The following is a 20,693-nucleotide window of genomic DNA, read 5'->3' as shown; positions in this document are numbered from 1 at the left end:
CCCGCCGCACGCCGGTGTCTCGGTGCGGATCCGGTGTCTCGGCGGGTGGTGGCGGTCCACCGAGAGAGGATGCCGACATGGCACTCGTCATGGGCGTCGACTCGTCGACGCAGTCCTGCAAGGTCGTCATCGTCGATGCGGAGACGGGAGCCGTGGTCCGTTCGGGGCGCGCGGCGCACCCCGACGGCACGAGCGTCGATCCCGAGGCGTGGTGGGTCGCGCTGCAGGAGGCGATCGCGGATGCCGGGGGCATCGCCGACGTCGCCGCCTGGGCGATCGGCGGGCAGCAGCACGGCATGGTCGCGCTCGATGCGCGCGGCGCGGTCGTGCGCGACGCGCTGCTGTGGAACGACACCCGCTCGGCGGGGGCGGCGGCGGATCTGATCACGCAGTTCGGCGCCGACGAGCTGGCGCGACGCACCGGACTCGTGCCCGTGGCCTCCTTCACCGTCACCAAGCTCCGGTGGCTGCGCGACTCCGAACCCGACCACGCCGCGGCCGTGGCCGCCGTCGCCTTGCCGCACGACTGGCTGACCTGGCGCCTGCGCGGGTTCGGGCCGGTGGCTGAGGGCACCGCGGCGTTCGACGAGCTGATCACCGACCGTTCCGACGCCTCCGGCACGGGCTACTGGAACCCCGCGACAGGCGCCTACGATCGCGATCTGCTCGTCGCCGCGCTCGGCCACGACGCCGCGCTGCCGCGGGTGCTCGGCCCTCTCGAGTCGGTCACGGATGCCGACGGCCGCCGCGTCGGCGCGGGCGCGGGCGACAACGCGGCGGCGGCGTTCGGGGTGGGCGCGACGGTCGGCGACGTCGTCGTCTCGATCGGGACCAGCGGCACCGTGTTCGCGGTCAGTGCGGAGCGCACGATCGACCCCACCGGCACCGTCGCGGGCTTCGCGGATGCCGACGGCCACTTCCTCCCGCTGGTGGCGACGCTCAACGCCGCACGCGTGCTGGACGTGACCGCCCGGCTGCTCGCCGTCGACCACGGGGAGCTCAGCCGGCTCGCGCTGGCCGCGGCATCCGGCGCCGGGGGGCTGTGCCTGCTGCCCTACTTCGAGGGGGAGCGCACTCCCAACCTGCCCGATGCGACCGCGGAGCTGACGGGGATGACGCTCGCCTCCACCACCCGCGAGAACCTCGCCCGCGCCGCCGTCGAGGGCATGCTGCGAGGACTCGCGGCCGGCCTGAATGCCATCCGCGGGCTCGGTGTGCCGATCGAACGGGCGCTGCTGGTCGGCGGCGGCGCGCAGTCCGAGGCGGTGCGGCGCATCGCCCCCGACGTCCTCGGCGTGCCGGTGGACGTGCCCGCGGCGGGCGAGTACGTCGCGCTCGGGGCCGCTCGCCAGGCGGCCCGCAACCTCGCCGCCTGACGGCATCCCGCACCGCCGGCGTCCTGCAGCCAGCGAGAAACCATCCCGGCCGCGAGACATCACGTCTGCACGTGTTTCTCGCTCCGAGGCTGGTTTCTCGCGGGGTGCCGCGGCGTATAGCAACTCCGCGCGCCCGCGTCCAGACCCACCGTCCCACACCCCGACGAGTGGGTCCGAGGCCTAGGCTGAACTCGTCACGGGATGGTCTCGTCACGGTTCGAGCGTGTGGCAACGGTGTCACCGAACGATGTCATCGCACAGGGAGTCGCACATGCAGGCATGGCCAGGATCCGCGTACCCGCTCGGGGCGACGTTCGACGGCAGTGGAACGAACTTCGCGCTGTTCAGCGAGGGTGCCGAGCGCGTCGAGCTGTGTCTGTTCGGCGACCGCGGCAAGGAGACGCGCATCGAGATGCGCGACGTCGATGCGTTCGTGTGGCACGTGTATCTGCCCACGGTGCAGCCGGGCCAGCGATACGGCTATCGCGTGCACGGGCCGAATGATCCCGCCAACGGGCATCGGTTCAACCCCAACAAGCTGCTGCTCGACCCCTACGCGAAGGCGGTCGAAGGGCAGGTCCACTGGGGGCAGTCGGTGTTCGGCTACGACTTCGGCGACCCCGACTCCCGCAACGACGAGGACTCGGCCGCGGCCATGATGAAGGGCGTCGTCGTCAACCCCTTCTTCGACTGGGCGGGCGACCGGCTGCCGAAGACCCCGTATGCCGAGACCGTCATCTACGAGGCCCACGTCAAGGGGCTGACGCAGCTGCATCCCGAGATCCCCGAGGAGATCCGCGGCACCTACAGCGCGATCGCGCATCCCGCCGTCATCGAGCACCTCAAGCACATCGGCGTGACCGCGATCGAGCTCATGCCGGTGCACCAGTTCGTCAACGACTCCACCCTGCAGGAGAAGGGTCTCAGCAACTACTGGGGCTACAACACGATCGCCTTCCTCGCGCCGCAGAACACCTACTCCTCGAGCGGTCAGCGCGGTCAGCAGGTGCAGGAGTTCAAGAGCATGGTGAAAGCCCTGCACGCCGCGGGCATCGAGGTCATCCTCGACGTGGTCTACAACCACACCGCGGAGGGCAACCACATGGGACCGACGTTGTCGATGCGCGGCATCGACAACGAGGCCTACTACCGGCTCGAAGCCGACGACAAGCGGTACTACACCGACTACACCGGCACCGGCAACAGCATGAACGTCGGCAACCCGCACACCCTCCAGCTGATCATGGACTCCCTGCGCTACTGGGTGCTGGAGATGCACGTCGACGGCTTCCGGTTCGATCTGGCGGCGACCCTCGCCCGCGAGTTCTACGAGGTCGATCGACTCGCGGCCTTCTTCGAGATCGTGCAGCAGGATCCGGTGATCTCGCAGGTCAAGCTCATCGCCGAACCCTGGGACATCGGCCCCGGTGGCTACCAAGTGGGCAACTTCCCGCCGCAGTGGACGGAGTGGAACGGCAAGTACCGCGACACCGTCCGCGACCTGTGGCGCGGCGAGCCGGCGACGCTGGGCGAGTTCGCGTCGCGGCTGACGGGCTCGGCAGACCTGTACGAGAACTCGGGGCGTCGACCGGTCGCCTCCATCAACTTCGTCACCGCGCACGACGGCTTCACGCTCCGCGACCTCGTCTCGTACAACGAGAAGCACAACGAGGCCAACGGTGAGGACAACAACGACGGCGAATCGCACAACCGCTCGTGGAACTGCGGTGTGGAAGGCCCCACCGACGACCAGGGCGTCCTGATGCTGCGCGCGCGCCAGCAGCGCAACTTCCTTGCCACGCTGCTGCTCAGCCAGGGCGTGCCGATGATCTCGCACGGCGATGAGCTGGGCCGCACGCAGCGCGGCAACAACAACGGGTACGCGCAGGACAACGACATCACCTGGATCGACTGGAACCACGTCGACCAGCCGCTCGTCGAGTTCACGGCCGCCCTCGCCCGGTTGCGCCGCGAGCATCCGACGTTCCGGCGCAGCCGCTTCTTCGACGGCCGGCCCGTCCGCCGCGAGGAGGGTGCGCCGCTGCCCGACATCGCGTGGCTGCGCCCCGACGGCACCGAGATGCAGCCCGAGGACTGGGAGTCCGGCTTCGGCCGCGCCGTCGGGGTGTTCCTCAACGGCGACGGCATCCGGGAGCGCGACCGCCGCGGCGAGCAGATCGTCGATCGCCACTTCTTCATCCTGTTCAACGCGGGTGATGAAGGGCTCTCGTTCACGATCCCCCGCGCGGAGTTCAGCCCGCAGTGGGAGATCGTCGTCGACACCACGGGCCAGCTCACCAACACCGAGCCGCGCCGCGGAGGCGAAGCCGTCGAGCTGGCGGGTCGCTCGCTCATCGTCCTGCGCGACTATCAGGAGCAGAAGCCCGACGTCGACCACTCCGTCGCCGCGTCGCTGGCGGCGCTGACGGTGCCGATCGACATCGTGCGCTCGCCGGCCCCGCAGCCCGAGCTGCCGCACTGCCCGTGGCCGACGACCCGCGCAGCGCGCCCGCCTCGACCTACCGCCTGCAGGTGCGCACGTCGTTCGACCTGGATGCCGCCGCCGCCGTCACCGGCTACCTGCACGATCTCGGCGTCGATTGGGCCTACCTGTCGCCGATCCTGCAGGCGGCCTCCGGCTCCGACCACGGCTACGACGTGGTGGACCCCACGCGGGTGGACGCCGACCGGGGCGGCCCGGGCGGGCTGTCGCGGTTCGTCGCCGCGGCACGGGACGCGGGTCTCGGCATCCTCGTGGACATCGTGCCGAACCATCAGGGCGTCGCCGATCCGACCGAGAACCCGTGGTGGTGGGACGTCCTGACCCACGGACGGGCGTCACGACACGCGCACGCGTTCGATATCGATTGGGAGCACGGCGCCGAGCGCGTCGTGCTGCCCGTGCTGGGTGGCACCCTCGACGAGGTGCTCGGTCGCGGCGAGATCGAGGTCGCACCCCCGGAGGGCGACGACGACGGTTTCGGCACGGTGCGCTACTACGACCTCGTGCTGCCGCTGGCGCCGGGCACCGCGCCGCTGCGCGCGACGACCGACCGCCTCGCGGTGCGCGACGTGCTGGAGCGCCAGCACTGGCGGGTGACGTCGTGGCGGCGGGATGCCGAGGAGCTGAACTACCGTCGCTTCTTCACGGTGACCTCGCTCGCGGGGGTGCGGGTCGAGCTGCCCGACGTGTTCGCGGCCTCGCACGGGGAGATCCTCCGCTGGGTGCGCGAGGGGCTCGTCGACGGTCTGCGCATCGACCATCCCGACGGCCTCGCCGACCCGGGCGGCTACCTCGACGCGCTCGCTGCGGCGGTCGCGGAGGCCCGCGGCGCCGCGTCGACCCCCGCCTTTCCCGTCTACGTCGAGAAGATCCTCGAGCCGGGCGAACAGCTGCCCGGCTGGTGGGCCACCGACGGCACCACGGGCTACGACGCCCTCGGCGAGATCGACCGGGTGCTCGTCGACCCGGCCGGCGCGCCGGCGCTGACCGCGCTCGACGAGCGCCTGCGCGGCGGGCCCGTGGACTGGCACGACATGATCGCCGGCACCAAGCGCGAGATCGCCGACACGTCGCAGGCCGCCGAGGTCGGTCGTCTCATCCGCTGCCTGCCCGACGCCGTGCGCGCCCACCTCGGCGACGACCGTGCCCGTGACGCGTTCGCCGAGCTGCTCGCCGCCTTCCCCGTCTACCGCGCGTACCTTCCGGCCGGCCGCGAGCTGCTGGCGGATGCCGTGGCCACGGCATCCGCGCGCCGGCCCGACCTCGCCGACGCCCTCGTCGTGCTGGCGGAGCTCGTCGCCGATGCGGATGCCGAGCTGTCGCGGCGCTTCATGCAGACCACCGGCCCGGTGACCGCCAAGGGCGTCGAGGATCGTGCGTTCTACCGGTACACGCGGCTGAGCTCGCTCACCGAGGTGGGCGGCGACCCGTCGTGGTTCGCGCTCGACGTCCCCGGGTTCCACGCGGCGTTCACGCGTCGCCAGGGGTCGTGGCCGCACGCCCTCACGGCGCTGACGACGCACGACACCAAGCGCTCCGAGGACGTGCGGGCGCGCCTGTCGGTGCTCGCGGAGATCCCCGACCGCTGGGCGGCGGCGCTGGACGCGCTGCGTGCGACGGCATCCACCGGGGACGGCCCCCTCGATGCGCTCCTGTGGCAGGCGGTGATCGGTGCATGGTCGGACGATCCGGCCCTCCCCGACCGGCTGCACGCGTACGCCGAGAAGGCCGCGCGTGAGGGCGACGTCGGCACGAGCTGGACCGATCCCGATGAGGCGTTCGAAGCGCGCGTCCACGGACTCGTCGACGCCGCGTTCGATGCCGCGCGGCCGACGGTCGAGGCGCTGGTCGCCGACGTCGTGGATGCCGGCCGCTCGAACTCACTGTCGGCGAAGCTGCTGCAGCTGGCCGGACCCGGCGTGCCGGACGTCTACCAGGGCACGGAGCTGTGGGACCTCTCGCTCGTCGACCCCGACAACCGGCGCCCCGTCGATGTCGCCGGGCGCCGCGCGCTGCTCGCACGGCTCGACGACGGATGGATGCCGTCGGTCGACGACACCGGCGCCGCCAAGCTCCTCGTCGTGTCGCGGACCCTGCGGCTGCGCCGTGCCCGGCCCGACCTGTTCACGCGGTACACGCCGCTGCCCGTCGTCGGCGCGGCATCCGCGCACGCCGTCGCGTTCGACCGGGGCGGTGCGATCGCGGTGGCGACGCGTCTGCCCGTCGGGCTCGCCGCGCGCGGCGGCTGGGGCGACACCGCGGTGCTGCTGCCCACGGGACGCTGGCGCGATGCGTTCACCGGACGCGAGCTCGCCGGCGGGGCCGCGCCCCTGGCCGTCGTTCTCGCCGACCTGCCGGTCGCGCTGCTGGTCGCGGCCGACTGACCGCTCGGCGCGGGCGGGGTCGGGGCGTTTCGACTCGCGGCTGCGCCGCTCGCTCAACGACCGGGATGCGCCGCCCTTTCCACCCCGGTCGTTGAGCGAGCGCAGCGAGTCGAAACGCGGTGCGTATGACGTTTCGTGACGATCGCTTACGTCACGTGACCGGCGGCTGGTCCCGCCGGGTGCAGCCGTGGTGGGGTGGATCATCCCGCTCACCGCAGCGCCGCCCGGCGCACACCAGGAGACCACCATGTCCCGACTCACCCGCACGACCCTCGTCGTGGCATCCACCCTCGCCGCGGTCGCCCTCCTCGCCGGTTGCGCCTCCGGCAGTGCCGCCCCCGCCGCCTCCGCCGGAGGCGAGCCGAAGACGGGCGGCACCCTCACCTACCTCGAGCCGCAGACCTGGACGACCCTGTACCCGCCGTCCGCGGGCTTCTACCCCAACGGCGGCATCGTCAACAACGTGACCGACCGGCTGCTCTACCAGAACCCCGAGACGCTCGAGCTCGAGCCGTGGATCGCCACCGACTACAAGGTCAACGACGACGCCACCGAGTACACGTTCGACCTGCGCACCGACGTCACCTACTCCGACGGCACCCCGCTGACCGCCGCCAACGTCGTGAAGAACATCGACCTCTACGGCAAGGGTGACAAGGCTCGGGCGCTTCCGGTGTCGGAGGCGATCAACAACTACGACCACGGCGAGGTGACCGGCGACCACACGGTGGTGTTCCACTTCACCGCGCCGTCGCCCGGCTTCGCGCAGGCCGTCTCGACCATCAACTCGGGCCTGCTGTCGGATGCGACCCTCGACCGCACGAGCGAGCAGTTCGGACCGGGCAACGCCACCAAGATCATCGGCAGCGGCCCGTTCGTCATCTCCGACGAGCAGATCGGCACGCAGACCAGCGTCACCGCGCGCAAGGACTACAACTGGGCGCCGCCGTCGCTGAGGCACCAGGGCGCCGCCTACCTCGCGGGCGTCAACTACGTCGTCGCGGCCGAGAACAGCGTGCGCGTCGGCACGGTCGTCGCAGGCCAAGCCGACATCGCCCGCAACATCCCCGCCCCCGACGAGGCGCAGTTCGCCGCTGGAGGCCTCTCGCTGCACGCCGCCGCGACCAACGGCGTGAACAACGGCCTGAGCTTCCGCTTCCGCGAGCCGCGTCTGGCGGACGTGCGCGTGCGTCAGGCGATCATCGCCGGCATCGATCGTCAGAAGATCGTCGACACCCTGTTCACGAAGAACTATCCGCTGGCCACCGGGGCGCTCGCTAAAACGGCGCTCGGCTACGTCGACACCTCCTCCTCCTACACCTACGATCCCGCCAAGGCCGCGTCGCTGCTGGATGCCGCGGGCTGGACCCTCGGATCCGACGGCATCCGTGCCAAGGACGGCCAGAAGCTGACGCTGAGCTTCAACGAGGCGCTGCCGCAGCCGCGCTCGAAGGAGGTCGTGACCCTCATCCAGGAGCAGCTGGGCAAGCTCGGCATCCAGGTGAACCTGTTCGCCGGCGACATGGCCGCGCAGACCAAGGCGTCGACCGACCAGAGCGTCATCCAGGTGTACCACTCCATGGTCGGCCGCGCGGACTTCGATGTGCTGAAGTCGCAGTACTTCTCGAAGAACCGCAACACGCTGCTCAACCTGAACCCGGCTGACGGCAGCATCGGCGACCCGCAACTCGACACGCTCCTGCAGGCGATCGCGTCCGAGCCCACGACGGCCGAGCGTCAGGCGGCATCCGCGGCGGCGCAGACCTACCTCGCCGAGAACGCGTACATCCTGCCGATCTTCGAGGAACCGCAGGTCTTCGGCCTGACGGCCAAGGTCCAGGGCTTCGAGACCGAGTCGGTCGGACGCCCGACCTTCTCCTCGACCTGGCTCGCGGGCTGAGTCGGGAGATCCGGGAATCCATGACGTACGTCCTTCGTCGTGTGGGCCAGGCGGTGCTCGTGCTCGCTCTGGCCTACACGGTGGCCTACCTGCTGCTGGCCGCGCTCCCCGGTGACGCCGTCATCGCCCGGTACGGGAGCCCCGAGCTGGGGCTCACCCCCGAGCAGATCGAGGCGATCCGCCAGTCGCTGGGTGCCGATCAGCCGCTCGTCGTCCAGTACGTCCGCTCGATCGCGGGCTTCCTGACGGGAGACTTCGGCTACTCGGTGGCCAGCGGTGCCGCCGTCTCCGATCTCATCGCGACGGCGCTGCCGCCCACGCTGACCCTCGCGGTGCTCGGTCTCGCATTGGCAGTGTTCCTCGCGGTCACGATCGCCTTCACCGCGACGTACGGTGCGGGTCGCGGGCTGCGCCGGGTGTTTCGCGGCATCCCGCCCCTGTTCGTCTCCCTGCCGGTGTTCTGGATCGGCATCATCCTGATCCAGGTGTTCTCCTTCCGCCTGGGTCTGGTCCCGGTGATCGGGGCGAACCCGGTGCAGGCACTGATCCTGCCGGTGATCACGCTGGCGATCCCGATCGCGGCCCCCCTCTCCCAGGTGCTGATGCGTTCGATCGACGAGGTCCGCGAGCAGCCGTTCGTGGCGGTGGTCCGTGCGCGCGGGTCCAGCACGCCATGGCTGCTGTGGCGAAACGTCGCCCGCAACGCGCTGCTGCCGACCCTCACGATGGCCGGCCTGCTGTTCGGCGAGCTGGTGGGCGGCGCGGTCGTGACCGAGACGGTCTTCGCGCGCGCCGGCATCGGTCAGCTGACGGCGCAGGCCGTCGCCAACCGCGACACCCCGGTGCTGCTCGCCGTCGTCGTGATCTCCACGGTCGCCTTCGTCGTCATCAACCTGATCGTCGACCTGCTGTATCCCGTGCTCGACGCGCGACTGCGCACCGCCGGCCGTGCCCGCGGGTCGGCCGCGGCACCGCGCGAAGAGGCCGCCGACCGTGCCGTCGACGAGCTCGTGGATGCCGAGGTCGGCGCCCCCGCCGCGGCCGCCGCCTCCCGAGGAGGGAACCGATGACCGCCCTGGCCACCACCGCCGGACTCGCCGGCGACACCGCACCCGGCCGCCCGGGCCCCGGCGCCCCCGCTCCCGACCGGCGCCTGCGCTGGCGGAGCCTCGTCTCGCGCGTCGGGTTCGTCCTGCCGGCGCTCGTGATCCTCGTCGCCCTGCTGTGGGCGCTCTTCCCGGGCCTGTTCACGGCCCAGAACCCCACAGAGACGGTCGCGCCCGCGCTGCAGGCGCCCAGCGCCGAGCACTGGTTCGGCACCGACGCCACCGGCCGCGATCTCTACGCCCGTGTCGTCTACAGCGCCTCGCAGTCGATCATCGGCGCGCTCGTCGCCGTGCTCGTCGGCCTCGTCGTGGGCACCGCCATCGGCCTCGCGGCCGGAGCGCTCGGCGGCGTCATCGACGAGGTGCTCATGCGTGTCGTCGATGTGCTCCTCGCGATCCCCGCACTGCTGCTGTCGCTGAGCGTCGTGATCCTGTTGGGCTTCGGCACCACGAGCGCCGCCGTCGCGGTCGGGGTCACCTCGATCGCGGTGTTCGCGCGCCTGGCGCGCTCGCGCGTCGTGAGCGTTCGGGTCACCGACTTCGTCGAGGCGGCCTACGGCTCGGGCGGCACGTTCTTCGGCGTGCTGTGGCGCCACATCCTGCCCAACTCGCTCACTCCGGTGATCGCGCTGGCGGCGCTGCAGTTCGGCTCGGCGATCCTGCAGATCTCGACCCTCGGCTTCCTCGGCTACGGCGCGCCGCCGCCCACGCCCGAGTGGGGCCTGCTGATCGCCGAGGGACGCAACTACGTCGCCACCGCCTGGTGGCTCACGGTGCTGCCCGGCCTGATCGTCGTGTTCGTCGTGCTGGCGACCAACCGCCTCAGCCAGGCCCTTCGAGGAGGGGATGCCGCATGAGCGCGCAGCCGCTGCTGTCCATCCGCGACCTCGCCGTGCAGTACCGCACGCGTCGCGGTGCCGTCGAGGCCGTCCGCGGGGTCTCGTTCGACGTCGAGGCGGGGTCGGTCACGGCTCTGGTGGGCGAGTCCGGTTCGGGCAAGACGACCGTCGCCCAGTCGGTCATCGGCCTGCTCGCCGCCAACGGCCGCGTCTCCGGCGGCAGCATCCGACTGTCCGAGCGCACCGACGGGCCGACCGAGCTCGTCGGTCTCGGCGAGCGCCACTGGCGGCATCTGCGCGGACGCTGCATCGCGCTGATCCCGCAGGATCCGGGCAACTCGCTCAACCCGGTGGCCACCATCGGCGGGAGCGTCGGCGAAGCCCTCCGCATCCACGGGTGGAAGGACCGCGCCAAGATCCAGGCGCGCGTCATCGACCTGCTCGAACGCGTCGGCATCGACGACCCCGAGGCTCGCGCACGTCAGTATCCGCACGAGCTGTCCGGGGGTATGCGCCAGCGGGTGCTGATCGCTGCGGCGCTCGCGCTGCAGCCCGAGCTGATCATCGCCGACGAGCCCACGAGCGCGCTCGATGTGACGGTGCAGCGGACCGTCCTGGACCTTCTCGACGAGCTGCGCGCCGAGACCGGCACCGGCATCCTCTTCATCACGCACGACCTCGCCGTCGCCGCAGACCGCTCCGACGCGCTCGTCGTGATGCAGGGTGGCCGCGTGCAGGAAGCGGGGCCCACGGCTGAGGTCCTGTCGGCGCCGACGTCGGACTACACCCGTACGCTCCTCGCCGACGCCCCCTCGCTCGCCCGCGTCGTCGAGCGCACGGCGCCGGATGCCGCCGCCCTCGCCGACACCCTGGTCGAGGTCTCCGGGCTCACGCAGGAGTTCCGCCGCGCGGGACGCTCGCCGCTGGTCGCCGTCGACGAGGTGTCGTTCACGGTCGCCCGCGGCACGACGCACGCCCTCGTCGGGGAGTCGGGCTCGGGCAAGACGACGACAGGGCGCTCGATCGCGGGCTTCAACAGCCCGACGCGCGGCACGATCCGTGTCGGCGGAACCGAGGTCACCGCGCTCGCCGGCGGACGGGCACGCCGCGCGTTCCACCGCACCACCCAGCTCGTCTACCAGAACCCGTACGCGTCGCTCGATCCACGCCAGAGCATCGCCGACATCCTCGCCGAGCCCCTGCGCAACTTCGGCATCGGCACCCGCGGCGACCGGGCCGACCGGGTGGCGCATCACCTCGAGCTCGTCGCCCTCGCGCCCGAGATCGCGTCGCGGCATCCGCGGGAGCTCTCCGGCGGGCAGCGCCAGCGCGTGGCCATCGCCCGTGCGCTGATCGTGGAGCCCGAGCTGGTCGTGCTCGACGAGGCCGTCTCGGCCCTCGACGTGACGGTCCAGGCGCAGATCCTGCGGCTGCTCGCCCGGCTGCAGAGCGAGCTGGGACTGACCTACGTGTTCATCTCGCACGACCTCGCCGTCGTCCGCCAGATCGCCGACACCGTCTCGGTGCTCCGCCGCGGCCGTCAGGTGGAGCACGGCGCGGCCGCCGCGGTCTTCGCCGATCCGCAGCACGCCTACACGCGAGAGCTCCTCGCCGCGATCCCGGGGGCGTCGCTGCGCACAGACTCCGCGTCGAGGGCTGCGGCCTTCACGTCCGCCGGCCCCGTCGTCCCCCGCAAGGAAGAGGTATCCGCATGAGCGGTCCCCGTCTCGGCTTCTTCAGCCGTGTGCTCGAAGAGGCCTCCGCCGCCGATCGCTACCGGTTCGCGCTCGAGCAGATCGCCCACGCGGAGCGCCACGGCTTCGCCTCGGCATGGCTCGCGCAGCACCACTTCGGCGAGCACGAGGGAGGACTGCCGTCGCCGTTCGTGCTGCTGGCCGCCGCGGCGGAACGCACGAGCCGTATCGCGCTGGCCACCGGCGTCGTCACGCTTCCGCTCGATGACCCCCTGCGCGTCGCCGAGGACGCCACCGTGCTCGATCAGCTCAGCGGCGGACGTGTGCAGCTGGGCCTCGCCACCGGCGGCACGCCCTCCTCGTTCGCGGCGTTCGGACGCGAGTCCGACCGTCGCCGCGAGATCTTCGCCGATCACCTGGACGTGCTCCTCGACGCGCTCGAGGGGCGCGGCATCCGAGGGACCGACTCGCGCATCTATCCCGCCGCCGGCGACCTGTCGTCCCGTATCTGGCAGGCGACGTTCTCGGTCGACGGGGGCCGCCGCGCGGGAGAGCGCGGCGACGGTCTGCTGCTCTCGCGCACCCAGCCCCGTACGCCGGAAGCTCCCGGCGCCCCCCTGCACGAGCTGCAGCTGCCGATCATCGAGGCCTACCGGGCCGCCCTGCCCGAGGGGGCGCCGGTCCGCGTGCTCGCGTCGCGAACCGCGCTCGTCGTCGACCCCGAGGACCGCACACGCGCTCTCGAACTCGCTGGTGACGGCCTCCGCCACCTCGCCCGCACGATGTTCGGCATCGACACCGACGGGGTCGCGCTCGACGAGCTCATCCGGATCACCGACACCCACGTGGGCACGGTCGACGAGGTCGTCGCCTCGCTGGCGGCCGACCGGACGCTGCCGGCCGCCAGCGACGTCTCGTTCCAGGTGCACTCGATCGCGGCGACCCATGAGCTGACCCTCCGCTCCCTCGAGCTGCTGGCCGGCGAGGTCGCCCCCCGCCTCGGCTTCGCCGTCGGAGCGGATGCCGCCGCCGCGCTCCACCACGCCCACCGCCCGCTCGCCCTCGCCGCCCCCTCGGAAGGACTCGCATGAGCACCCCCACCGCCGACATCATCGACCTGCTCGCCGGCATCGCCGCGAACGACCCGCTCGCCGCCGTACGCGACCAGCGTGCCCAGGCCCGCGAGAACGCGCAGCGCAGCTTCGAGGCGCTGCTCGAGCCGGCCGCGCCCGGCACGTTCGCGCTGGCGGAGCGTTACGCCGTCGCCTCGTTCGTCTCGCAGCTGCACGGCTTCGCCGAGGCGACGGCGTTCTACGGCGACCTTCTCGGCGACGAGGCGCCCGCGCTGATCGCCGTCGTCGCGGATGCCGCGACCGACGCCGCCGCGACCGGTCCGTTCGGCGCGTACCGCGAGCCGAACCTGCAGGACGAGTCGACCGACGGCGTGCGCTGGGCTGCGGATGCCGAGACAGCCGCAGCGCTGGGCCCGCGGCTGTCCGCCGGGTTGGCGCACACGCACCTGCTCGTCTTCCGTCCGCGCGAGGCGCGCGCCGAGGCGCTGCAGGCGCTCGTGGATGCCGGGTGGAGCCCCGACGACATCGTGTCGCTGTCGCAGCTCGTCGCCTTCCTGAGCTTCCAACTGCGGGTCGCCTGGGGGCTGCGCGTGCTGGCCGCGGCATCCGCGCCGCTCGCGACCTCCGCCGCGTCCGCCACCGTCTCCGAAGGAGCCTGACATGACCGACGTCGTCACCACCTACGCCGAGCTGGCTCGACCCGACGCGTTCACGCAGGAAGGCCTCGGCTGGGTGCCGTGGCTTCTTCCCGTGGCCGAGGACGAGCTGACCGACGCGCAGCGCGACGCGCTCATCGAGCCCGCGCGCGCGAAGATGCCGTACTTCCGGCTGCTCGCCCGCGACCCCGAGGCGCTGCGCGCCCGCACCCTCACCGACCTCGACATCTTCTACAACGTGTCGGGCGGCATCGGCCGCGCCGAACGCGAGCTCGCCGCCGCGGCGACCTCGCGCCACAACGGCTGCGTCTTCTGCGCGTCGGTGCATGCGGCCTCCGCCACGCGCGAGTCGGGCCGGCAGGCCGACGTGCAGCGCCTTCTCGACGAGGGTGTGGAGGCCGACCTCGGCGAGGAGACGTGGAACGCGGTGGTCGCGGCATCCGTGGCGCTCGCCGACACCCCGCTCGCGTTCGGCGACGCCGCCATCGCACGGCTGCGTGCGGCCGGTCTGGATGACGCCGAGATCGTCGACGTCATCGGCGGCGCGGCTTTCTTCAACTGGGCGAACCGGCTCATGCTGTCGCTCGGCGAGCCCGAAGTGCCCGCCCGCCGCCCGTCCGCCCGATAAACCGAGAACGAGGACACCATGAGCATCCCCACCCTTCTGGACCACGTCGTCATCGCCGGCCCCGACCTGGCCGCCTTGGTCGAGTGGTTCGCCGAGCGCACCGGCGTCGTCGCCGCACCCGGCGGCGCCCACCCGACCGGCACCGCCAACGCGCTCGTCGCGCTCACCGTCGACGGCCGTCGCGGCCCGCAGTACATCGAGCTGATCGGCCCGAACCCCGCGCGTTCCGAGCCGGAACTGCCGGAGACCTTCGGCATCTCGACCCTCACCGGGCCGAGTGTGCAGGCCTACGCGGTGCACCCGGCCGACATCGAGGCCACCGTCGCCACGGCGCGCGCCGGCGGCTACGACCCCGGCGATGTCAGCGACCTCTCGCGCCGCACGCCCGACGGAACGCTGCTGGAGTGGCGGCTCACCCGCGGCGAGAACCGTCGCCTCGACGTGCCGTTCCTCATCGACTGGGGCACCACGGCGCAGCCGGGGCTCAGCGACATCCCCACCATCGAGCTCGTCTCGCTCGAACGCACCGAGCCCGACCCGGCGCCGCTGCAGGAGATCCTCGCCGCGTTCGGCCTGGGCGACGGCGTCGCGGAGGTCGTGACGGGCGAGGAGCCGGGGTTCCGGATCACGCTGCGCCGCGCCGACGGCGAGCTCGTCGAGCTGTGAGCGCCGAGGCGGCGCCGTCGCCGGCCGCGGTTGACGCGGGCCTCGCGGCCGCCGTCGAGCGCCTGCGTCCCGAGCTCGCGCGGCTCGCGCGCGAGCTGTACGACCAGCCCGAGATCGGCTTCGAGGAGCATGCGTCCGTCGCGCGCATCGCGGCGCTGCTCGCCGCGCACGGTGTGGACGCCGAGGCGGGCGCGTTCGGCCTCGACACCGCCCTGCGGGCGACGGCGGGTCCACCGCTGGTCGCGGCATCCGTGCCGCACTTCGCGATCATCGCCGAGTACGACGCGTTGCCGGGCATCGGGCACGCGTGCGGCCACAACATCATCGCGGCCGTCGCGGTGGGGGCCTTCCTCGCGGCGGCGCCGGTGGTCGCCGACCTCGGTGGGCGGTTGTCGCTGATCGGCACGCCCGCCGAAGAGAACGGCGGCGGCAAGGAGCTCATCATTCGCGCCGGCGGTTTCGACGATGTGGATGCCGCCGGCATGGTGCACCCCTCGAGCGGATCGGGCACGAGCTCCGTGCTCGGACAGCGCACGACGGGTGTGCGCCGCGTGGCGGTGACGTTCCACGGGCGCGCGGCGCACGCGGCGGGAGCGCCGTGGCTCGGACGCAACGCGCTCGACGCGGTCGTCACCGCCTACCAGAGCGTGGCCCAGCTGCGTCAGCACATCCTGCCGAGCGACCGCCTGCACGGCATCATCACCGACGGAGGCGCCGCGCCGAACATCGTCCCCGAGCGGGCGTCGGCTCTTTTCTACGTGCGATCCGCCGAGGTCGGGCAGCTGCGTGAGCTCACCGATCGCGTCGTCGCCGTTCTCGAGGGAGCCGCGCTCGCCACGGGGACCCGCGCCGAGATCGACGTCGACCCGGTTCCGCCGTACCTGCCGCTGCAGACGAACACGGCGCTGACCGCGCGGTGGACCGAGGCCTTCGCCGCCCGCGGGCACGAGATCCCCGCACCGGCCGCCCCGCCGCAGGGCGGGCCGTCGACCGACATGGGAAACGTCAGCCGGCTCGTCCCGTCGATCCACCCGTCGCTCGGACTCGGCGGACCCGACGACGTGTTCCCGCACAACGCGGCCTTCGCCGAGCTCACCGTGCTCCCCGCGGCCGTCGACGCCCTGGTGGATGCCGCGGCGGCTCTCGCCGCCACGGCGGTCGCCTACACGACCGACCCACAGTTGCGCGCCGCGGCGGCCGCGGAGTTCGCGGCATCCGGCGCTCCCTCGCGCTGGGAGGACTGACGCGCGTCACCGCCCGCGGCGACCGCCACCACGAACTCCGCAGATCCTGACGAACTCCGCACGCAGACGCGGCATCCGGTGCGGAGTACGTCACATTATGCGGAGTTCGCGGCAGGATGCGAGCGCGTCGATTCCGTCGCACGGGGGATGCCGCGGCAGGAGGTCTTCGCTAGCGTCGAGTCATGGCCGAGTCGAGCGGGCAGCAGCAGAGCTATCTCGGGGTCGCCATCGCCTTCTTCGCGATCGCCGTCTCGATGGGGCTGACGATGCACAACTGGGCGGTCGCGCTGCCGTTCGGCGTGCTCGCCGTCGTCTTCTTCTTCCTCGGACGCCGCCCGACACCCGACGAACACGACGAGGGCAACTCCGACGGCACGTCGTAGGCCGTCCGCGTCAAGGGGTGCGGGGCACCCGTCCGTGACGGGCAGGATGGTCGCATGACGATTGAGGTGTGGGCGCCGCGTGCGGCGCGGGTGCGACTGCGTCTGGCCGGTCTCCCGGACGGCGCTGCGGACATCGAGATGACGCCGCGGGATGCCGGCTGGTGGACGACTCTCGCGACGCCCAACCCGGGCGAAGAGTACGGATTCGTGCTCGACGACGGCGACGTGCGCCCCGACCCGCGCTCGCGCCGCCAGCCGCGGGGGGTGCACGATCTGTCGGCGTGGGACGACGCGGCATCCTTCGTATGGAGCGATGCCGCCTGGACCGGACGGCAACTCGCCGGGGGGTTGATCTACGAGCTGCACGTCGGCACGTTCACCCGCGAGGGCACATTGGATGCCGCGATCGGCCGCCTGCCCCACCTGGTCGAGCTGGGTGTCACACACGTCGAGCTGCTGCCGGTCAACGGCTTCAACGGCACCCACAACTGGGGCTACGACGGCGTGCTCTGGTACACCGTGCAGGAGGACTACGGCGGCCCGGAGGCCTACCGACGCTTCGTCGACGCGGCTCACGGAGCGGGACTGGCGGTCGTGCAGGACGTCGTCTACAACCACCTCGGCCCCTCCGGGAACTACCTGCCCGAGTTCGGGCCGTACCTGCGCGACGGGCAGAGCACCACGTGGGGATCGAGCATCGACCTCGACCAGCGGGCGGTGCGCGACTACATCATCGACAATGCGCTGATGTGGCTCGGTGAGATGCACGTCGACGGCCTGCGGCTCGACGCCGTGCACGCGCTGCACGAGTCCGCATCGAGCCCGGTGCACATCCTGCAGGAGATCGCCGAGCGGGTCGACGCGCTGTCGGCGCACGTCGGCCGTCCGCTGAGCCTCATCGCGGAGAGCGATCTGAACGATCCGATCATGATCCTGCCGCGCGAGGCCGGCGGGTACGGGCTGACCGCGCAGTGGGCGGACGACTGGCACCACGCCGTGCACGTCGCCCTCACCCGGGAGACCGACGGGTACTACGCCGACTTCGCCGATCCGCAGGCACTGCCCAAGACCTGGACGGGCGGCTTCTACCACGACGGCACGTTCTCGTCCTTCCGGGGTCGCGACTGGGGCGCGCCCCTTCCTGCGGCGGTACCCTCGTGGCGCCTCGTCACGTTCGCGCAGGACCACGACCAGATCGGCAACCGCGCGGCCGGTGACCGGCTCAGCCAGTCGCTGACGCCGGCACGCCTGGAGGTCGCGGCGGTGCTCACGATGACGGCGCCCGGCACTCCGATGCTGTTCATGGGGGAGGAGTGGGGGGCCTGCACGCCATGGCAGTTCTTCACCTCGCACCCCGAACCCGAGCTCGCCGCCGCGACCCGCGAGGGACGCAAGGCCGAGTTCGCGCGAATGGGGTGGGACGAGTCGCTCGTGCCCGACCCGAACGATCCGGCGACGTTCGAGCGGTCGAAGCTGGACTGGTCCGAACTCGACCAGTCGGCGCACGCGCGCCTGCTGTCGCTGTACCGGGCACTCGCGCGACTGCGGCGGGATCATGCCGAGCTGACCGACCCCGACCAGCGAGGGCACGCGGCCGAGAGCGTCGGCGACGGACGATGGATCCTTCACCGCGACACCGCGTCGGTGTACGTGAACCTCTCGCCCGAGCCGTGGACCGTCGATCTCACGGATCGTGAGGTGTGGCTCGCGACGACGACGGCGCACGAGCATCTCGTGGATGCCGGGCCCCTCGTGCTCTCGGCCGACTCCGCCGCTGTCGTCGGTGCGCGTGGCGGCGACGGCCTGGTACCGACCCGCGGTCACGCCGTGTACACGCCCGCGGACTGAGCGCCCGCTCGGGTGCGTGGGCGGCGCGCCGGCGAGCTGAATCGGTGTCGCGTTCTGCGGCATGCGCGGGGGCGAGGCCGCTGGTCGCGCCACCTGTTTTCGGCAGGTGCGGAAAGTGTGGCGCGTTCCGCGGTGTTCGCGGGGTGAGGCCGCGGTGTGCGCCACCGATTCGGTGGGCGCCAGAACACCCGCGGGGCCCGAGCGCCGGGGCGCGCGCCGGTGGGGCGCGTGTCAAGGGTCTGGTGCGCGGCGGCATCCGTTCATACCGTGGGTCGCATGGATGACTCCCATCCGACCGGAACTGACCTCGCCCGCCAGATCGTGGTCATCTCCACCGTGGTCTTCATGATCATCGCCGCGATGGTGGGGACGGGCCTGTTCGGCGGCACCAATGTGCGCGAGCTGCAGGGCGGCGCGCTGGATGCCGATGCCACCGTGCTCGCGCCGGCGACACCGGCCTTCTCGATCTGGTCGCTCGTCTACGTGCTGATGATCGCGTACACGATCTGGCAGGCGCTGCCGGGGCAGCGCGCGCGGGAGCGTCAGCGCCGTGCCGGCTGGTGGATCGCCGTCACCGCCGTGCTGAACGGCGCCTGGCTCTTGACGGCGCAGTTCCTCACGCTGGCGCTGACGGTCCTTGCGATCGTCGTGCTTCTGGCGGCGCTCGGCGCCACGTTGCGTGTCCTCGTCCAGACGCCGGCCGAGACGTGGAGCGATCGCCTGTTCATGGACGCGACCGTCGGCATCCACCTCGGCTGGGTGAGCCTGGCCACCGTCGCGAACATCACGGCCTGGCTGTCCGCCGAGGTCGTCGCGCCGATGGATGCCGACCGTCAGCAGCTCTGGGGGGTCATCGTGCTCGTGGTCGTCGCACTCGTGGGCATCGCGATCGCGTTCGGCACCGGCGGGCGCATCGCTCCCGCTCTCGCGATGTCGTGGGGACTCGTGTGGATCGGTGTCGCGCGCACCACCGGTGAACCGCACGCGCCCGCCGTCGCCACGGCCGCCGTCATCGTCGCGGCGGTCATCCTGATCTCCGCCGTGGTCGCGACGCTGCGGCGTCGGGTGGTGGCCGGGTCGATCGGCGACTGAACGACGCCGCGCGGACCCGCCCGCTCAGAAGGTCTGCGAGAAGGCGCGGAGGATCCGCATCGGCTCGGTGAGAGACGCGGCGAGCACGCGGGCGGCGATGCGGTCGTAGTCCGGGGCCGCGAAGTAGCCGTCGTCGCGGTACACGGCCATGCGTTCCGTGAATGCCCGGCCGGTGGGTTCGGGGTGGAACTGGGTCGCGTAGAGCGTGTCGCCGAGGCGATAGGCCTGCACGGGGCAGGCGTCGTTGGTCGCCAGCAGGACGGCCCCCTCGGGCAGACGGCCGGTGCCCTCCTTGTGCGCCGTCAGCGCCGCGAAGCTCGATGCGAGTCCTCCGAAGAGTCGATCCTGCTGGGCCTGCGCCGTCAGGGTGACCTTCGTGGGTCCCGTGTCTTCGGGGTACGCGCGGGTCACCTCCCCGCCCAGCGCGCGTGTCGCGACGCCGATGCCGTAGCACGTGAACAGTGCGGCGGTCTCGCCGGATGCCGCGGCGTGCGCCAGCTGGGCGAGATCGCCCTCCAGGCGCCGTTGTGCGTCGGTCTTGGCCGACTCGGGATCGGTCACGTTGAAGGGGCTGCCGCCCACGACCGCACCCCGCCAGCGCCGGGCGGCGTCGGTGGGCCACGGATCGCGCACGAGGTCCCAGCGTTCCAGCTCGTTCTCGTCCAGGCGCATCGCCTGGCGGAACGATTCGTACTCAGCGGCTGCCGCGCCCTGCTGCGGCCGTGCGCACACGTAGACGAGCGGAGACATGTCGAGAGTCTAGGCGGGCATGCTCCGACGGGGCAGGTGTGTGACGCCGCTCACCGCGACGAGTTGGCGGTTCGCCCCCGCACGATGCCGATGAAGGTCTCCACGAACGCACCGGACGCGGCGTCGGATGCCGTCGCCGGGGCCGCCGGCCACGCCAGGGCGATGCTCGAGGTGGGCCCGTCGGCGAGCGGGCGATGCGCGGCATCCTTCCGGTGGTGCAGGCGCGCCAACGACATCGGGACGATCACGACCCCGACACCCGACGCCGCGATCGCGATCGCGTCGGCGACGGATTCCGGCGGGGCGAAGCGGGGCATCTCGCCGCCCGCCACCTCGAGCTCCAGGGGAGGATGCTGCGGCGCGATGATCACCTCTCCGACCAGGTCGGCGAGGGTCAGCTCGTCGGCGGCCGTGAGATGGGAGTCGGCCGCGCAGACGACGACGGGCACCTCGTCGTAGAGAGGGATCAGGTGCAGGTCGGTGCGGTCTAGCTGTACTTCCCCGTGACGTTGTGAACGCGGGCTGAGGGGGTCTGGCCTCCGATCCCGGTG

General features: G+C 72.0%; 16 protein-coding genes and 1 pseudogene. 15 read left to right on the top strand and 2 right to left on the bottom strand.

The window, feature by feature from the left end; genetic code table 11:
- Positions 1 to 77: 77 nt before the first annotated feature.
- From AS96_RS08570 to AS96_RS08500, 15 genes and pseudogenes are all read left to right on the top strand, one after another.
- Positions 78 to 1,376 (top strand): FGGY family carbohydrate kinase, encoded by a 1,299-nt coding sequence (locus AS96_RS08570; protein ID WP_051498808.1) that lies wholly within the window; start codon positions 78 to 80, stop codon positions 1,374 to 1,376.
- 271 nt (positions 1,377 to 1,647) lie between these two features.
- Positions 1,648 to 3,855: pseudogene (gene glgX / locus AS96_RS08565) on the top strand (glycogen debranching protein GlgX); the annotation flags it as partial.
- 5 nt (positions 3,856 to 3,860) lie between these two features.
- Complete coding sequence (gene treY, locus AS96_RS08560; RefSeq protein ID WP_036288408.1) at positions 3,861 to 6,263, top strand: malto-oligosyltrehalose synthase; 2,403 nt, start codon at positions 3,861 to 3,863, stop codon at positions 6,261 to 6,263.
- Positions 6,264 to 6,510: 247 nt separating this feature from the next.
- Positions 6,511 to 8,163 (top strand): TIGR04028 family ABC transporter substrate-binding protein, encoded by a 1,653-nt coding sequence (locus AS96_RS08555; RefSeq protein ID WP_036288412.1) that lies wholly within the window; start codon positions 6,511 to 6,513, stop codon positions 8,161 to 8,163.
- A gap of 20 nt (positions 8,164 to 8,183) precedes the next feature.
- A complete protein-coding gene (locus AS96_RS08550) occupies positions 8,184 to 9,233 on the top strand; it encodes an ABC transporter permease (protein WP_036288407.1) in 1,050 nt (349 codons plus the stop codon).
- Positions 9,230 to 10,126, top strand: a complete 897-nt coding sequence (locus tag AS96_RS08545) for an ABC transporter permease (protein ID WP_036288404.1) — start codon at positions 9,230 to 9,232, stop codon at positions 10,124 to 10,126. The genes AS96_RS08550 and AS96_RS08545 overlap by 4 nt, the downstream gene beginning before the upstream one ends.
- The gene (locus AS96_RS08540) at positions 10,123 to 11,823 is read left to right on the top strand and encodes a dipeptide ABC transporter ATP-binding protein (protein WP_036288402.1); all 1,701 of its coding nucleotides are present in this window, start codon (positions 10,123 to 10,125) and stop codon (positions 11,821 to 11,823) included. Before AS96_RS08545 ends, AS96_RS08540 begins: the two co-directional genes overlap by 4 nt.
- Positions 11,820 to 12,893 (top strand): putative FMN-dependent luciferase-like monooxygenase, encoded by a 1,074-nt coding sequence (locus AS96_RS08535; RefSeq protein ID WP_036288400.1) that lies wholly within the window; start codon positions 11,820 to 11,822, stop codon positions 12,891 to 12,893. The genes AS96_RS08540 and AS96_RS08535 overlap by 4 nt, the downstream gene beginning before the upstream one ends.
- Positions 12,890 to 13,534 (top strand): CMD domain protein, encoded by a 645-nt coding sequence (locus AS96_RS08530; RefSeq protein ID WP_036288398.1) that lies wholly within the window; start codon positions 12,890 to 12,892, stop codon positions 13,532 to 13,534. Before AS96_RS08535 ends, AS96_RS08530 begins: the two co-directional genes overlap by 4 nt.
- A 1-nt stretch (position 13,535) precedes the next feature.
- The gene (locus AS96_RS08525; protein WP_036288396.1) at positions 13,536 to 14,159 is read left to right on the top strand and encodes an alkylhydroperoxidase domain protein; all 624 of its coding nucleotides are present in this window, start codon (positions 13,536 to 13,538) and stop codon (positions 14,157 to 14,159) included.
- A gap of 18 nt (positions 14,160 to 14,177) precedes the next feature.
- Positions 14,178 to 14,825, top strand: coding sequence for a VOC family protein (locus AS96_RS08520; RefSeq protein WP_036288394.1), 648 nt, complete (start codon positions 14,178 to 14,180; stop codon positions 14,823 to 14,825).
- The gene (locus tag AS96_RS08515; RefSeq protein ID WP_036288392.1) at positions 14,822 to 16,069 is read left to right on the top strand and encodes an amidohydrolase; all 1,248 of its coding nucleotides are present in this window, start codon (positions 14,822 to 14,824) and stop codon (positions 16,067 to 16,069) included. The genes AS96_RS08520 and AS96_RS08515 overlap by 4 nt, the downstream gene beginning before the upstream one ends.
- Positions 16,070 to 16,251: 182 nt before the next feature.
- Positions 16,252 to 16,452 carry a hypothetical protein gene (locus AS96_RS08510; RefSeq protein ID WP_036288390.1) on the top strand — a complete coding sequence of 67 codons (201 nt, stop codon included), beginning with the start codon at positions 16,252 to 16,254 and terminating at the stop codon, positions 16,450 to 16,452.
- 54 nt (positions 16,453 to 16,506) lie between these two features.
- On the top strand, positions 16,507 to 18,300 hold the full coding sequence (treZ, locus tag AS96_RS08505) for a malto-oligosyltrehalose trehalohydrolase (protein WP_036288388.1): 1,794 nt from the start codon (positions 16,507 to 16,509) through the stop codon (positions 18,298 to 18,300).
- A gap of 276 nt (positions 18,301 to 18,576) precedes the next feature.
- On the top strand, positions 18,577 to 19,392 hold the full coding sequence (locus tag AS96_RS08500; RefSeq protein ID WP_036288386.1) for a tryptophan-rich sensory protein: 816 nt from the start codon (positions 18,577 to 18,579) through the stop codon (positions 19,390 to 19,392).
- A gap of 24 nt (positions 19,393 to 19,416) precedes the next feature.
- On the opposite strand, the gene AS96_RS08495 is transcribed toward AS96_RS08500, so the two are convergent.
- Both AS96_RS08495 and AS96_RS08490 read right to left on the bottom strand, forming a co-directional pair.
- Entirely contained in the window at positions 19,417 to 20,142 is a 726-nt protein-coding gene (locus AS96_RS08495) for a glutamine amidotransferase-related protein (protein WP_036288376.1), read from the bottom strand.
- A gap of 50 nt (positions 20,143 to 20,192) precedes the next feature.
- The coding region (locus tag AS96_RS08490) for a LysR substrate-binding domain-containing protein (RefSeq protein ID WP_051498809.1) at positions 20,193 to 20,693 on the bottom strand (501 nt) is incomplete at its 5' end.

This window comes from Microbacterium sp. MRS-1 (assembly GCF_000585455.1).
GTDB classification, from domain to species: domain Bacteria; phylum Actinomycetota; class Actinomycetes; order Actinomycetales; family Microbacteriaceae; genus Microbacterium; species Microbacterium laevaniformans.
This window is presented reverse-complemented; position numbering and strand designations above follow the sequence as displayed.